Raw genomic sequence first — 15328 nt, 5'->3', positions numbered from 1 at the left:
TTCAGGCCTCACGTTGCTGTTCATTGGCCGATGCAGCAGGGGTCGCTACCGGTTTTAGGATGTTGGCTTGTCGTAGATTTGCGAAGACCTGATCGCGGGTGCCGAATTCCTGAATAGCACCTTCGTTGAGCAGTAAGACTTTGTTGACCACGCCGAGTAAGGTCGGGCGATGCGAAATAATGACTGTGGTTTGCCCCTGAGTGCGCAGCGTATTTATTGCTTTAACCAGGGCAAATTCGCCCGCGTCATCGAGGTTGGCGTTTGGTTCATCGAGCACGATAAAAGCCGGGTTGTTATATACCGCACGCGCCAGGCCAATACGCTGCCGTTGGCCGCCGGATAGTTGATGCCCACCCGCGCCGAGTGGCGTGTCGTAACCCTGGGGAAGGCGCAAAATCATATCGTGTACGCCCGCCAGCGCGGCGGCTTCGACGATCAATGTACTGTCGTTATTGGTAAATCGGGCGATATTTTGCGCGATAGTTCCATCAAATAATTCAACATCTTGCGGCAGATAGCCAATGGAAGGGCCGAGCAACTCTTTATCCCACTGGCAAATGTCCGCGCCATCAAGACGAACTTTCCCGGACAGCGGTTTCCAGATGCCGACCAGCAATTTTGCCAGCGAGCTTTTCCCGGATGCCGACGGGCCAATAATGCCCAGCACTTCGCCTTTTTCGAGCTGGAATGAAATATTACGCAGCAGCGGTGCCTGTTGGCCGGGTGCGGCGGCAAAGACACTTTCGACGCTGATATTGCCTTTCGGGCGCGGGAGAGTCAGGACTTCTTTCGGTGCCGGGTACTCTTTCAAGAGTGTCGATATCTGGCCCCAGGCACTACGAAACTGCACGAACTGCTTCCAGCTACCGATGATTTGTTCAACCGGATTCAGCACGCGTCCAAGAATAATGGACGCGGCAATCATTAACCCCGGTGTAATATGCCCGCCGATCACCAATAATGCGCCAGCGCCCAGGGCAATAGATTGTAATAACACGCGCACAAAGCGGCTCAGGCTATTTAAATTTGCGGTTTTATCAGCGATTTGGGTTTGCAGAACCAACACTTTACTGTGTTGATCCTGCCAGTTGAGTTTAAGGGTAGAAAGCATTCCCATCGCTTCAATGGCATCGGAGTTTTGTAATTGTTTATTGAGTTTGGTGGCGTTGTTGATGGTCAGCGAATGGGCTTGCTGGATAGGGCGTTTGGTCGAAACTTCCGACACGATGGTCAGAATAAAGAGTATTAAAATGCCACCCAGAGATAGATATCCAAGCAACGGGTGAACCAGAAATGCCATCAGTAAATAAACGGGAGTCCATGGAATATCTAGCAGAGCAAATAAACTACTGCCGGAAAGAAACTGGCGAATTTGATCCAGTTCGGCGAGGGATTGTGCCGGGTTATTTTCGCCGGTTGCCACCTTTCGTTTAAAGGCAGCATTAAAAACCAACTGGCTTAATTTAACATCCAGCCGGTTACCGAGCCTTATCATCACGCTGGAACGGGCCGATTCAATCATCGCAATCACAATATAAATGCCGACAATCAGTAAGGTTAACATCAGCAGCGTGGTGGTGTTTTTGCTCACCAGAACGCGGTCGTAAACCTGCAACATATAGATTGCCGGCGCCAGCATAAGCATATTAATCACACAACTAAAAAACAGGAGCATTATAAAGGTCGGCTTGGTTCCCTTTAATGCGTTATTCAGTTCTGTTGGCGTATGCTGGCGCGACATGTTGTTCTCCTTACGCGATCAGTGAGTTATTGCCGTTATTTGCGGCAAAGTTTGACGGTATTTCGAGAATGAAATCACCAATATTGACGGTGGTTGAATTCACGCCCACGAGAGTGATTACGTCCGCACCGACGGTCACGAAGGTGTTGCCAGCATTGCCTGTAATCGCCACGCTGCTGGCAAAGTTCTCCGCTGTAATGCCCATCAGACTGAGATCCAGGAAATCCTGGCCACCTGTGGCATTGCTGTCGAAACCGTTGATGCGGTCTTGCCCGAAGCTTGCGCTGAAGGCGAAGATGTCATTTCCGGTGCCGCCGTCTAATGTGTCATTTCCCGTGCCGCCGTTGAGCCTGTCGTTACCCGTTCCGCCGGAAAGGGTATCGACTCCCGCGCCGCCCAGCATGATGTCATCGCCAATTCCGCCTTGCAGATTATCGACGCCGTCGCCACCGTCCAGAGTGTCGTTCCCTGATCCACCGTTCAGTTGGTCGTTGCCGCCCATCCCGTACAGCGTGTCGTTACCGTTACCGCCGGTCATGATGTTAGCCGTCGCATTCCCGGTGCCGACGAAGTTACCCGCGCCAGTAAACACCAGTTGTTCGACGTTTTCGGTCATCACGTAGCTGCTGAAGCTGGTTTCAACGACGTCCGTGCCACCGTTAAGCGCCTCGATAACAACATCGCCCGCGTTATCAACAATATAGGTGTCGTTGCCGTCACCGCCAGCCATGGAATCCGCACCCTGGCCACCATCCAGATCATCGTCGCCCGCGTCCCCTTGCAGAGTGTCGTTGCCGGTTCCACCCAAAAGGGTGTCGCTACCCGTGCCACCGACCAACAAATCATCACCCGCGCCGCCATTCAGGGTGTCGTTGCCACCTTCGCCGCGCAGAATGTCACTCCACGCTGTGCCGGTGAGAACGTTGCCGGTGTTGGTGCCGATGATGAGATCGCCAACCGGTTGAGTGGTGGTAGAGGTCAGAATCACCGGAGGGTTGCCTTCGTCATCCACCACGGTGACAACCACTTGTATGGTTCTGCCGACCATGGCCTGGGTTGGCGTGTACGTTGCCGCAGTCGCACCGACAATGTTGGTAAAACCATTACCGTTGCTCATGCGCCATTGGTAGCTAAAGTTGCCGCCGCTCAAGCCATCGGCATCAGCAATGCCAGAGACAACAGCGGTCAGCACCAGGCTTTCGGTTGGCGTGGCGTCGCTAATCACAGGCAGGCCGGTTGTCGGCATATCCCGTGGCACGACTGCCTGAGTTTGTCCCGAAACGAGTCTTTCGGCATCGCCCATCCGGTCGTTGAACGTGGCGACTACGCGAACAGGCGCACCCTGAATCGAGCCAGGCACGCGGAACTCTTCACCGACCGCCTGATCACGCCATTGACCAGCCACCAATGCCTGCCAGGTCAGCGTTATCGCCACATCCGCCGCAAGGCCGTTACCATCCTGCAAATTGGCAATGTTCACGCGCAGCAGATCGCCAACCTGAGGCGTGGCGGTACTGACTGAGAGATTGCCGGTGGCCTGTTGCGCCGTGACCCACAGTTGATCACCGTTGCCAAACTCCAGTTTTTCGATGTTCAGCAGGCGGTCGATACCGTCATTAAGATTCAATGCCGCATCAGGAGTAGCGTGGTCGACTCGCAGGCTGCCGTCCGCCATACGGGTAAAGGCATAGTTGCTGCTGATGTCGCGATACACTGCAACGTCAGTTTCTGTGCCATCACCTTCGTGGAGGATTTCTCGCACAATCGCGAGTTGGTCGGGCTTTAAGGTGCCAGCCAGCATGTAAGATTTCAGCTCGTTCATGCTGTCGACACTGGTGATGCCCGGCAATCCCGTGACCGCGATACGCACGTTCAGCCATGCGTCACCGTCAATAATGTCGTTGCCTGCTTTACCGGTTATGCGGTCGCTGCCGCCGCCGCCGAGTAAAATATCGCTGCCATCATCCGGGTTGACCAACACGGCATTCGGGTCGGCCTGGTGTGCAACGCCGAGAATCTCCTGAAGCCCGGTGATCCGGTCAGCACCTTCCTGAGTCAGATTATTGGACAGCGGCGTTCCCAGCACTGGCGCCGTCCCGAGGGGTTGTTCGGTGCCTACCAACACATCGTTGTATTTCCAGCCCGATAACCCTTCAACCAGGTCGAAACGGTCACGCAGGATAAATTCCTGCTGGTTGACGAAGATAGGAATACCGAGGTCGGAGTTCGCGCCATGCGGGTCGCCTTTATGGATTGCCCAGTCGAAACCGGCCATACCATTGTTGCGTTGAATACCCGCGCCCTGAACCATAATGTCGTCGCCCGCTTCGCCATCGTAGTCCGTGTCGTTACCCTGGCCGTTAAGCACGTCGTGGCCAACGATGGTGCTGTTGAAGAACAGCTCGGAGTTTTCCCCCGTCAGTGAGTCAAACCCGTCGCCGCCTTCCAGCCAGTCATCGCCTTCATTACCGAGCAGGGCATCTGCACCCGAACCGCCCAGAATAAAGTCGTTATCCCGACCACCGAAGACTTCCTGAGCATCTTCGCCCACGACGACAAAATCGCTGCCGCTGCCGCCGAATACCAGGTCGTTACCGTTACCGGAGAAAATGACATCGTGACCCGCGTCACCGTGCAGGAAGTCAGCATCGCCCACTGGCGTGCCGGTGTCGGTAATAATGTCATCGCCGTCACCGCCGTGAACCACGTCAGCTTCGTCGCCACCATCAAGTCGGTCATCGCCAGCATCGCCCCACAGGCTATCGATACCTTTGCCGCCGATTAACGTGTCGTTACCGGCTGTACCACCGAGAACCACATGCCCATCTCCGGTGTATTTAAGGTATCCGCCGTCGGCGGCACCATCACCGTCAACGTCCTGCGTCGCTGCACGCCTGACTAACAGCGGTGTCAGCAAGTCTTTCAGCGGATTGCCCCATTTCGGATCGACTTCAGTTTGTAGCGCCTTATTCACTTCGAAAATATGATCGGGAGTCTGGAATAAACCCGCCGGGAGATGAGATGAGTTGCTATCGCCCAGGTCGCTGTTGCGCATGACCAGTGCCGAGAACGAGTTAGCTTCCAGTTCATTGAGCATGTTCAGGCCCTGAACACGGCTCAAATAGTAGAAGCGGTCGCCGTCTTGCAGCATTTCCATTTGCGTTTCAAAGACGAAGTTGAAGGTGGAACCGAGCATGCCGCCAAATTCATTTTTGCGTTCCGCAAGGCCGCCAATCCAGAAATCGACCATGTTCAGGCCAGTTTCTTTCGTCGCCCATGCTCCGGTGCTATTGAAGAAATCCATCGCATCAGCAGGAGGTGGATTTGTCCCATCGCCAAACAGCAAGAAGTTTACTGCGTCGCGTTTCCCTTGCAGGGAAGTGGCACTCAGAATAAGTTCATGCTGGCCGTAAGCGGCCATGAAGTTGATGATGGAAGCCGGGTTTTTCAGGTAAGTGGTGAAATCCCCCCAACTGGTATAAGGCCGTAACTCACTGTTGCCACTTAATTCATAGAACTGCTCGCGAGCCTGATTCAGCGTTGGCATCGCCGTATCACGGCCTCTAGCAATGTTCAGCGCCCCTAAATCAAGCGGCAGCCCGATAAGGTTATTGCGCAGGGCATCGGTAATAAATTCATCAATTTCATTACCGACTTGCCGCGACATACCGCGCACAATCGCGCCAATCGCCTGTTCATCGGTCACCGTGACACCGTTGATTTCGTTGAAAGCAACAGGATTAAGGAACGCTTGAATCAGGCCAATGTCGCCGTTTTGCATATCAATATCGGTACGCGCCACGGTTTCTGTAAGCATCGAGTGGCCAAAGCGGTAAACGACATGGGCGAATTCCGCAAAAATGGCCGGGTTAATATCTGCGCTGTTTGAAAAGACAAAAGGATCGACCGCAGGTTGCACGGTGCGAGCAAACTCTTCAAAGACGAGGTGTTGATACTGCATTTCCGTGGTGAAACGGCCCGCCTGGAAGAGATATTCGCCGTTCCAGACTAACGTGCTGGTATCGGCCGGGAGTTCAGTTATCTGGTGCGAAGGCATCAGCCATTCGTTGATCAGGTCAATATCACCGGATTCGAGAATGGTGGTTTTATATTGTTCTATGAGGCGGTTATGTTCGTCGTGAAATACCGCATGGACTGCCGTTAAGCCGATGTTTTCATTGCCGCGTCCGTCGCCGGTAATAAAGTGGCGGTCGAGTAATTCGTCATCGTAAGTTCCCGGTGCCTGAACGCCACCAATGGCATCATCGTCATCAGCGACCAGACCTGCTTTTGGCGCGGCGGTGTGGGCAATATCATCTAAAAAAGCATGACCCGTTCTAATGGTATTTGCCGGTAAAAAGTCACCGTTGGCTTCAACTAATCCCGTGGTGGTAACGATTTGCACTTTACCATTTTCACTTAATATCAAATTGCCGTAACGGTCGGTGGCTAATAACGGGACATTAAACACATCCTGATCGGTGAGTTTAATTCCGAGGAACGATTCAGCCTGAGCTTTGACATCTGCCCAGGTTGATAATCCACCGCTGGCACCTTCTAATAAATTACCCGTCGGTTCGGGTTTACCATCAATAAAGACATATTCGCGAATGAATATCTGATGGGAAGGGTGTGAGGTGTAGGTTTGGTTTTGGTCTATAAAGGGAGTGGTGAGGTTTACAGTATCATGATTGGCATCTACGGCTGCCCGGGTTAATAACATGAAGTTATTGGGCGAATCTGTGACATATAAGGGGTCGCCTGGCTGTAATGGAATGAATACCACGCCATTATTTGCTTTCGGAATCAAATCCAGGCCGTGGTCAAAGAACTGACCGAACAAGGTCATCCAGCCGTTGAAAGCAGGGGAAAGGCCGACATCGGGCGACAGGTTAGGGATCGATAAACTGCCGTTTGCCGAGGTGGTTCCGCCGCCGGGTGCATCTGATAACCCGTTATGCGCTTCAACCGCTGCTGGGTTGGAGTCCGTTTGATCAGAAATTAAGTTACTGATAATTCGCGGATCGGCATCGATAACCATGCCACCGAGTTGGGTGTAACTGGTCATGGCGTCCGCATCTTGCCAGTTCAGAGCGGTTAATCTTGGCATGGTCTGGTCGGCAGAACCGTAAAGTTCCTGACCGGGGAGGAGGTTATTCCAGGAACCATCTACTGTGCGTATTCCGTAGGGTAACAGTGGGCTTGAGACTAAATCACGGAGGGCGTCACCATTAATACTGCCGTCGGGGTTAGTTGCTGCTTCAGATATTTTGATCTGCTTGAGAATAAAAGCAAGATCGTGAAGCGTGACCGTAAAGTCATATTGTGAGGCCATAAATATTACCTCTTTCTTTACCTGTATAAGCTAACATCACTCGTTTCTGCTTTTAAAATAATCAACAGAAGAATGAACCATTTTCGATAACGTGAGTTATCTGGTTTTATTGCCTGGCAAAGATCCCTTTTATTTAATTGAAACTATTACCAGCCTGATTAGAGTTATTCTCCTTGTTTGATACTTAGCGAAGTAACGATATTTATTTAGTGCCAAAAAGTTATCGTGAAAAGAGCGACAGACGGCCTTAGCCTTTTGAATTTGCGAATGCATTCAAGGCGGTCAGGTTTAAAAATCAAACGTTAGCAACGGTAAGAGTTTTGAGATTTTGTCTCACATTACACTTTTGTTATGATCAAACTATGGTGTTTCTCTGTATTACTTCACTCATGCTTTTTCATGAAAATATTAGAATTTGAATCATTTTTTACTTTTACTTACCAGATGCTGAGCGTCCTCACTATTAGTTGAGTCAGCATAGAAGGGTAATAAACACGCTTATGAGAAAATATAGCACAATGCATAATATCGTATCTTATTGATAGTTACAGGTTGATAGCTGAATGCTTAATTAAAGGTTTATTTAAAATCAGCCACAGATATAAAGACGAGAAGATTTATCATTAACTCTATTAAGAGTTAAAGTTTTCATTTCTTTACATTCATGTTTCACGTTAAATAATAAAACGAGAGAGGAAATTGAATTAATTCTCATCAGGGAAAACATTGCGGGTGTTTTGAAAAAGATCACGCTGCTCAAAAAAGCGCTAAAAAAACGAAGCGCTACGTGAATTTTAGCGGGTAAAAGGGTCTGCCAAAAGTTCAGAATTCGCGTAGCGCACTCATTTTTACATACCGATTCAGTTCACCGACAGGCGCAGGCACAAGTTTTCGGGGCAGGGAGAAAAGTAGTTCTGCGTCATTAAGTAGCGATCCGGGTACTCGCCGAGGTAATGCTTTAAAAGTGTCAGCGGTGCGAGGAGCGGCAACAATCCATCGCGATAATGCAGAATCACATCGCTTAACTCACCACGCTGGCGGGTGTTCAACTGTTTACGGAAGTAACCCTGGATATGCATCAGCACATTGGTGTGATTTTTCCGTGACGCAGGCGTTTTCAGGATCGCCATTAGTTTTTCGCGGTATTCCACGAAGAAGGCATCAAGGTTTTCCCATTCGTGAAGCGAGGCGACGAAAGGCCCGATTTCCCGATAGCCTGGCTGATGGTGCGCCAACAACTGGAGTTTGTAACGGCTGTGGAAATCCAGCAGGGCGCGGCGTGTCAAACCATTGGCCCGCAAAGTGTTCAACTCATGTAAGGCGAAAACCCGCTCGACAAAGTTTTCACGTAGGACTGCATCGTGCAGGCGGCCATCTTCTTCAACGGGAAGCCAGGGGAATTTCTCCAGCAACGCCCCGGTAAACAGACCCACGCCTTCTTTGCGTCCGCGATTGCCTTTTTCATCATAAAGGCGCACGCGTTCCATGCCGCAACTCGGCGATTTTGCGCAGACGATAAATCCCGACAAACCTTCTTGTTGTGAGAGAAAGGCGTCAGCGAATGTCGCCATTTTCTCAGTGACATCATCATGAGGTGCGTGGCTAAAACGCATCCGAATGTCACCGGCTGTGGTTTGAACCAGGCGCAGTGCAGGGCGCGGAACGGGCAGGCCGATAGCCATTTCCGGGCAGATGGGTTTAAACGTCACCCACTGAGCGAGGTTGTCCATCACAAAGCCCATTCGTTTATGGCCGCCATCAAACCGGACGGCGGAGCCGGTTAAACATCCGCTAATTCCAATGACTGGTTTTGTGCTCATGAATCTCACCCCGGCTGTAAACAATGTGGTAATCACATCATTAAAACTTAGACAAATAATAGTGTTTGTACAAGTTTAGATAAAGGGTTTTAGAGCGCAATGACGTCGAGCGAAGCGACTTGTTGCTGCCAGAGTTCGATCTGATTTTTGCGCGCAGCGGTGAGTTTACCCGTGGTCACCAGCAGCCATTTTCGATCCGGGAAAATCTCTGGGGCCAGCATGGCAGGCGGCACGGGAAGCACGTCGATGCGATGGCCCTGGCCGGTACGCTTGAGCGCTTCGAGCCAGATTTCACATGGGTCGGTAAGATGCCAGCCGGTGATTAAGTAATTGTCTCCCGGCGTTTTTTTATCGCCTTCGAGGCAAAATGAAGTGTACGAAATGATGATACCGTCGAGTATTTCTCGCAGAGTCATTATCGCCGGTACATTGGCCGAGACTTTGCTGCGCAGCGGGCGAAGGACTTCAGTGACCATCTCCTGGCGCGGATACTCGCGGCCCGCGTCATAAATCTGTTGGCGTAGTGCCTCGATTTTTCCCTCTTTCAACCGCTGTAACATGCTCTCCTGAAGACTGAGCCAGTTATTTGTGTGGCTTGATTCAGGGCGTGCGAGCAAGGGTTTTACCTGGCTAACGGGGACACCTTTTTTCACCCAGTCGAGAATTTTGAGTGCCTGCTGGACATCATCATCACTATAAAGGCGGTGCCCGCCATCGGTACGCAACGGTTTGATCAGGCCATAACGACGCTGCCAGGCGCGCAAAGTGGTCGCGTTTATTCCGCAAAGCCGGGCAAATTCACCGATGGAGTAGGGCATAAGGCTCACCTGAGAACAGAGAATATTCTCAATATACTACGAATATCACCCGCTTGAATGAAGTGCAGGATGTTTGCACTACACTTTAATTCCAGTCGTGAAGATGAAAGGAGTTCTCATGAAGATATGGCCAATTGTCACCGGAGTTGCTGTCGCACTGACGCTGGTTGCTTGTAAATCTCCCACGCCACCAAAAGGCGTTAAGCCGATTACAGGATTTGATGCCAGCCGTTATCTTGGAAAGTGGTATGAGATTGCCCGTCTCGAAAACCGTTTTGAGCGCGGCCTTGAGCAAGTCACCGCGACCTACGGCAAACGCAGCGATGGCGCAATTAGCGTGCTCAATCGCGGATATGATCCGATCAAAAACAAGTGGAATGAAAGCGAAGGAAAAGCTTCATTCACTGGCGCACCAACGACCGCTGCGTTGAAAGTGTCATTCTTCGGACCGTTCTACGGCGGCTATAACGTCATCAAGTTGGATGACGATTATCAATACGCGCTAGTGAGTGGCCCGAACCGTGACTACTTGTGGATTCTGTCGAGAACGAAAACCATCCCGGATTCTGTAAAACAGGATTACCTGAACACGGCGCGCAGCCTGGGCTTCAAGGTCGATCAACTGGTCTGGGTGAAGCAGTAACACTGAGTTGAGGGCAGGTAATATCGGACGGTATTGCCTGGCTTTGATGGGGTTAAGTCTATTTAACATAATATACATTATGCGCACCAGTGTAAGATAAGACAGAATCCAGTGATTTCGTGGTTGGTCTTATCTTGCATAATATGTTCGTTCATCTGCCGCCTGGTTCGCATAACGGCTGAAATGTCTTGCGGCTTTTTATCTGCACTTCGGGTCGTCCTGTTGTTTTTCTTTAGGACCTGATTTAAATGAAACTATTGCTTGTTACTGTTACTACTGCGATAAGTCTAACCCTGCTGCCATTCGCATGTTCAGCAAATGCCGATTCACTGGGCATTAATAAAGATTGTGATAACCATCCGGCCAGCCAGTATGGCATCGACTCTATTGTTGCATTCGGTGAGTATAAAGCTGACCCAAAAAAATTCATGGATGCTATGGCTGCATTTTGCAACAAAGGCAAAACTATGGGTGATATGGGATTCGATGCAGCAGATGAACATTCTCTCTATCTGTGCAAACAGCCCGCAGGCAAAAGGTCGTGTTGCACCCTCGCTTTTAAGGTTCACCAAGCAGTTGAGAATAAGGCACGCTAAATGATTTTATTGATGCTAGCCAATATAGGAAGTACAGTTCATCAATATATGGAGCGCTGTCTTTCTTTTTTGATTTAATCAAAGATCTTAATGCAATAGCAGACTCTTTAAACGCTTGCGGGAGTGGTATGTATTTTAAAGCTAATTCCAACTTCTGATTATCGTCGCTTTCCGATTTGACACGCCCAACCCAAGAATTATCATCATCAAATTCCTTTTTCAGGCTTGCCCAAAACGATCTGTCTTTTTCTTTAGCTGCTACAGCATTTTCACTGTTTGACCAATATTCAATATTAGGTATATATATTTTAATTTTAAGTTGAATATTTGAGCTTTCCATAGAGCCTCGTTAAGCGATTAGTTACTAAGATTTTTTCAACCTGAAATAAGTGGCCCGAGATATACCCGTTTTATCCTGGATGGATTTGATTGAAAGCCCCTGTTCTATGAGAGACAACACCGAAGATGTTGCTGGGTGCGGTTTTCTCCCAAATTTGACACCGGCAGCCATTGCCGCAATTCGCCCATCGTTAGTCCGCTCCAGGATACGTTCACGCTCTGCTTCGGCTACCGCAGCCAGGATCTGTATAACCATTTTCCCCATTGTCCCTTCGGTACTGAGACCATTTTCAAGGAAGCGGATAGAAATACCTTTTCTGTAGCACCCATCAACGATGTTGATCATATCGGCGGTATTACGTTAGTGCAGATTATGACATCATCTTTTTCGGCCCGGGCAAGCAGCCGTTGTAACCCTTCCCGTTCATCGGTGGCCCCAGACATTATATCGGTAAAAATCCGATCTTCACGGACACCGACATTTTTGGGGTTTGAGGGCTGGTACCTGGGCAGTCATATGGCCACCCAGGATTTTTTTAGAGATAGCCGAGGCACTTAGCAATGCAAGTAACCAGGCCGGTAATGGACCAAATTACTCGAGCTGCATCCACTTTTATCTCAATGTTCAGATCAATATTCATCGCTTTAGCTCTGATATGATCTGGGCGCCCAGATATTTAATCCCTGGTGTATTTAGACTGCCCTGACCTTGGACAGTTCGTGGTTTACGTAACCGGTATTGTTCCCACGTTTCGAGCTTTCCAGAACGAACTTCAACCCTCACCATCGGCCCTGCCAATGAGAAGTTTGCCCACAAGGCAGTCTCGGAGATTCTTTTCGACCCATCAGCAACTTATGCCTAAGTCACCGGCGGCTTGCATGCCACACATTGAACATTACAGGCCAATTAGCACCGTGTCACCGGGTGAAGATGTAAAGATTATGTATAAATAGATTGACTTAGAAGTGACATTTGAACTTTGGAGAAACAGGTGACATTTTAAACTTGCTTTAACAATGTAGTAGCTAAATTGAGATGTCCGTCTCGGGAGTGCGGATGTTTTACAGTCCCATCTGAACGATCATGAATCTGACGATGAAAACTGATGACGGCATACGGAACGGGGTTTTTCTCAATGGAGATAGTCTCTGGATACCCCGCTCTCGTCGTAAATGTCGCGTTTATCAGCCCCCAGGAAGAGTGATAAATACGATTATCGATGCTGTCTCGGCGAGCAGCCGATAACGCGTTTAAACGCTTTACCAAAGGCGCTTTCAGATTCATAGCCAAGAGAAATGGCAATGCGCGCAATAGAATCTGCCGAGTTTTTTAAACGATCGCAGGCCAGTAGCATCCGCCAGTGCGTCAGGTACTCAATGGGTGCGCTGCCTACGGTATCCTTAAAATGCCTGGCGAAAGCCGAGCGAGACATGCCGACGTGCGTGGCCAGATTGTCTAAAGTCCAGCGTTGCTCTGGGTTATTGTGCATACAAGCCAGTGCAGTACTTAACTGCTTGTCAGCTAAAGCAAAAAGCCAACCGACGCCGCTTTTTTTAGCCTCGTGCAGATGCAGCCGCAGGGCCTGGATCAGCATCATATAAGCCAGCTGCTGGGCAATCAGGCTGCCGCCCGGCAGGGGTTCGCGCACCTCCTGCGCCATACGCTCCAGTGACCAGCGCATGGCAGCTTTGTCCGCTTCTTGCTGGATGTGCACCACGGGCGGCAAGGAGCCGAGCAGTAGACCGGCGTGATGCCCAGTCAACACAAAATGGCCGCCCACCAGAAAACACTCCTCTTCGCCGCCACCCAGCACACCCTGGTCTAAAAGCCTCGCCTCTCGCAGGATAGCGAAGTTTACCGGCGCGGCATGCAAGTCGGTGGCAATAACAAAAGACGGCCCCGGCGGCAGAAGGTAACAGTCTCCCGCATTGAGCTTTACCGGCCCCTCAATACCCTCAACTGAGAGCCAGCAATGCCCCGATACCACGGCATAACACTTAATTCCGGCATGCTCCGGCCATTGAATGGCCATCTCGCGGCCAATCGCCACGCCACCTGAGGCATAGCTCTGCGGTTTGAGCAAACCGAGCAATTCTGACAAAGGATCCATTTTGAGCCTCACAGGGTTGGACGATTAGACGAAAAATAGCGACTTTCCAGCATAGATCGTCCAGCGATCAGAATCTAGAGTAAAGGCCACGGGACGCTGAAGTCCTGACCAATCAGAGGCGAATTCACCATGCGTATTTTTCTCACCGGCGCGACCGGTTTTATCGGCACCGCCGTCACTCGCGAACTTATCGCCGCGGGCCACCAAGTGCTGGGCTTAACCCGCAGCGAGCGAGGCGCACAGAACCTCACTGCTATGGGGGCCGAAGCCCATTTCGGCGATATTAATGACCTGGAGAGTTTGCGGCGCGGTGCAAGTCAGGCTGACGGCGTGATCCACACCGCCTTCAATCACGACTTCTCGACGTTTTTAGCCAACTGTGAAAGTGACAGTCAGGTGATTGAAGCGCTGGGTCACGAATTGGCAGGCTCAGCTCGCCCGCTGATTATCACTTCTGGCGTCGCGCTTGGCGCACTTGGGCAGAACACCTTAGCCTGCGAGGAGAACTTCAACCCGGATCATCCTAACCCGCGCAAAGCCTCCGAGCTGGGTGGCATCAAGGCGGCCGAGCACGGCGCCAGTGTCTCAGTGGTGCGTTTGTCGCAGGTTCATGACCCTGTCAAGCAGGGTTTGATCACGTCGCTAGTCGAGTTGGCTTTGCAGAAAGGCGTCTCGGCTTACGTGGATGAAGGGGAGAACTGCTGGTCCGCGGTGCATATCAGCGATGCGGCGCGACTCTATGTGTTGGCACTAGAGAAAAACGCCGCCAATAGCCGTTATAACGCAGTGGCCGAGCCCGCCATCCCGATGAAAACCATCGCCGAGACGCTGGGACGAGTGCTGAATTTACCGGTAAAACGCCTGACTGCGCACCAGGCCGCCGAGCATTTCGGCTGGATGAACATCTTCATCACACACGATATGTCGGCCTCAAGCGACCTCACCCAGCAGCGTTTAGGCTGGAAACCGACGGGTCCATCACTAATTGCCGACCTCGAGCAAATGCCTATCAAGTAATATTGTCAGCAGTTCCCCCAGCGGGAGCTGCTGCACGGGTGACAAGGGTTTAGTTAAAGAGCCAGCCTAAGGATGACTGGCTCGGGGTATGAAAAGCGTTAGCATCTAACGCCCTGTTGAGCCGTCGGGAATGCAATTAAGACCTGGCTGGCGCTCAGTGGGAGAAACATCGTAACACTTTGTCACACGGTCAGTTTTCATAATCTTTATCGCCGGGGGCTCTGCAGATTGCGCATGCATACCCACATTTGGGTCAGCCAATTCATCAGACGACCTGACTGTTGGAGATAGCGATTGAGAAAATGCGGGAACAGCAATTATGTAGATGAGAACAGTAGCAAAATAAAGCCTCATTTTTACCACCTCAAAGCAAATAAAACAGATTCTGTTCCATACAGGAACCCGACCAGAAAAGCATATTTAAACAAAATAAAAAATCATGCTTTGGGGTGATATTTCCGGATATACGGCTTCGGTAAACAATCCTAATAATCTCCCTGCTGACTCGTCTTAACTATACTTATCTGTACATTTAACGTTTCAGGAGCTCAGCATGTTTGATAAAGCAGAAGACAAACTTAACCAGGCCGCAGGTACCGCACGTGAATTGTATGGCAAACAGACCAACAACCCTGGCGAAGAGTTAAAAGGTGCAGCTCGGAAATATGCGTCGCAAGCCAGTTATGCTGTGCGTGACGCAACAGATAATGTTCGGGATCAGGTTTCCACCAACCCGATTTCCGGTTTAGCGATTGCAGCCGCTGTTGGCGTGGTATTTGGCTTCTTGTTGGGCCGTAAATAACGCAAAGGGCTGCGCATGGCAGCCCTGGTTTAATCCTGCGTAAACGGTGGACGACACTAACGCTTATCCACCCTACAAAACCCCACCTTGTATTATCCCCCTTGTT

The 15328-nt window shown here is 50.6% G+C and carries 11 protein-coding genes and 1 pseudogene; 4 read left to right on the top strand and 8 right to left on the bottom strand.

What is annotated here, in order from left to right; all coding sequences use genetic code 11:
* Nucleotide 1: 1 nt before the first annotated feature.
* The 4 genes from D6029_RS20675 to D6029_RS20660 form a co-directional block, all read right to left on the bottom strand.
* Nucleotides 2-1741, bottom strand: a complete 1740-nt coding sequence (locus D6029_RS20675) for a type I secretion system permease/ATPase (protein ID WP_120066565.1) — start codon at nucleotides 1739-1741, stop codon at nucleotides 2-4.
* 10 nt (nucleotides 1742-1751) lie between these two features.
* On the bottom strand, nucleotides 1752-7076 hold the full coding sequence (locus D6029_RS20670; protein WP_120066564.1) for a peroxidase family protein: 5325 nt from the start codon (nucleotides 7074-7076) through the stop codon (nucleotides 1752-1754).
* 860 nt (nucleotides 7077-7936) lie between these two features.
* Entirely contained in the window at nucleotides 7937-8896 is a 960-nt protein-coding gene (locus D6029_RS20665; RefSeq protein WP_120066563.1) for a YbgA family protein, read from the bottom strand.
* A gap of 89 nt (nucleotides 8897-8985) precedes the next feature.
* Entirely contained in the window at nucleotides 8986-9714 is a 729-nt protein-coding gene (locus tag D6029_RS20660; protein WP_120066562.1) for a MerR family transcriptional regulator, read from the bottom strand.
* A gap of 118 nt (nucleotides 9715-9832) precedes the next feature.
* Here D6029_RS20660 and D6029_RS20655 point away from each other — a divergent pair, with 118 nt between their 5' ends.
* A complete protein-coding gene (locus tag D6029_RS20655) occupies nucleotides 9833-10357 on the top strand; it encodes a lipocalin family protein (protein ID WP_120066561.1) in 525 nt (174 codons plus the stop codon).
* Nucleotides 10358-10605: 248 nt separating this feature from the next.
* Nucleotides 10606-10953 (top strand): hypothetical protein, encoded by a 348-nt coding sequence (locus D6029_RS22445; protein ID WP_147365256.1) that lies wholly within the window; start codon nucleotides 10606-10608, stop codon nucleotides 10951-10953.
* Here D6029_RS22445 and D6029_RS20650 read toward each other — a convergent pair.
* The 3 genes and pseudogenes from D6029_RS20650 to D6029_RS20640 form a co-directional block, all read right to left on the bottom strand.
* Entirely contained in the window at nucleotides 10916-11293 is a 378-nt protein-coding gene (locus D6029_RS20650) for a hypothetical protein (protein ID WP_120066560.1), read from the bottom strand. The two genes, D6029_RS22445 and D6029_RS20650, sit on opposite strands and share 38 nt — an antisense overlap.
* 24 nt (nucleotides 11294-11317) lie before the next feature.
* A pseudogene (locus D6029_RS20645) lies at nucleotides 11318-11736 on the bottom strand (recombinase family protein).
* Between the two features lie 770 nt (nucleotides 11737-12506).
* A complete protein-coding gene (locus tag D6029_RS20640; protein ID WP_120066559.1) occupies nucleotides 12507-13403 on the bottom strand; it encodes an AraC family transcriptional regulator in 897 nt (298 codons plus the stop codon).
* Between the two features lie 129 nt (nucleotides 13404-13532).
* Between D6029_RS20640 and D6029_RS20635 the strand changes: the two genes are divergently transcribed.
* Entirely contained in the window at nucleotides 13533-14420 is an 888-nt protein-coding gene (locus D6029_RS20635) for an SDR family oxidoreductase (RefSeq protein WP_120066558.1), read from the top strand.
* 105 nt (nucleotides 14421-14525) lie between these two features.
* On the opposite strand, the gene D6029_RS22890 is transcribed toward D6029_RS20635, so the two are convergent.
* Nucleotides 14526-14774, bottom strand: a complete 249-nt coding sequence (locus D6029_RS22890) for a hypothetical protein (protein ID WP_120066557.1) — start codon at nucleotides 14772-14774, stop codon at nucleotides 14526-14528.
* Between the two features lie 199 nt (nucleotides 14775-14973).
* Between D6029_RS22890 and D6029_RS20625 the strand changes: the two genes are divergently transcribed.
* Complete coding sequence (locus tag D6029_RS20625) at nucleotides 14974-15222, top strand: ElaB/YgaM/YqjD family protein (protein WP_120066556.1); 249 nt, start codon at nucleotides 14974-14976, stop codon at nucleotides 15220-15222.
* The last annotated feature ends 106 nt before the right edge of the window (nucleotides 15223-15328 follow it).

The sequence above is a fragment of the Buttiauxella izardii genome (genome assembly GCF_003601925.1).
Classification (GTDB): domain Bacteria; phylum Pseudomonadota; class Gammaproteobacteria; order Enterobacterales; family Enterobacteriaceae; genus Buttiauxella; species Buttiauxella izardii.
Note: the sequence above shows the minus strand (reverse complement) of the source record. Positions and strands in the feature narration are given on the sequence as shown.

Coding starts and splice junctions, on each gene's coding strand:
- D6029_RS20625 (WP_120066556.1), top strand. CDS start 14,974: ATGTTTGATAAAGCAGAAGACAAACTTAACCAGGCCGCAGGTACCGCA.
- D6029_RS20650 (WP_120066560.1), bottom strand. CDS start 11,293: ATGGAAAGCTCAAATATTCAACTTAAAATTAAAATATATATACCTAAT.
- D6029_RS20660 (WP_120066562.1), bottom strand. CDS start 9,714: ATGCCCTACTCCATCGGTGAATTTGCCCGGCTTTGCGGAATAAACGCG.
- D6029_RS22890 (WP_120066557.1), bottom strand. CDS start 14,774: ATGAGGCTTTATTTTGCTACTGTTCTCATCTACATAATTGCTGTTCCC.
- D6029_RS20670 (WP_120066564.1), bottom strand. CDS start 7,076: ATGGCCTCACAATATGACTTTACGGTCACGCTTCACGATCTTGCTTTT.
- D6029_RS20655 (WP_120066561.1), top strand. CDS start 9,833: ATGAAGATATGGCCAATTGTCACCGGAGTTGCTGTCGCACTGACGCTG.
- D6029_RS20665 (WP_120066563.1), bottom strand. CDS start 8,896: ATGAGCACAAAACCAGTCATTGGAATTAGCGGATGTTTAACCGGCTCC.
- D6029_RS20635 (WP_120066558.1), top strand. CDS start 13,533: ATGCGTATTTTTCTCACCGGCGCGACCGGTTTTATCGGCACCGCCGTC.
- D6029_RS20640 (WP_120066559.1), bottom strand. CDS start 13,403: ATGGATCCTTTGTCAGAATTGCTCGGTTTGCTCAAACCGCAGAGCTAT.
- D6029_RS22445 (WP_147365256.1), top strand. CDS start 10,606: ATGAAACTATTGCTTGTTACTGTTACTACTGCGATAAGTCTAACCCTG.
- D6029_RS20675 (WP_120066565.1), bottom strand. CDS start 1,741: ATGTCGCGCCAGCATACGCCAACAGAACTGAATAACGCATTAAAGGGA.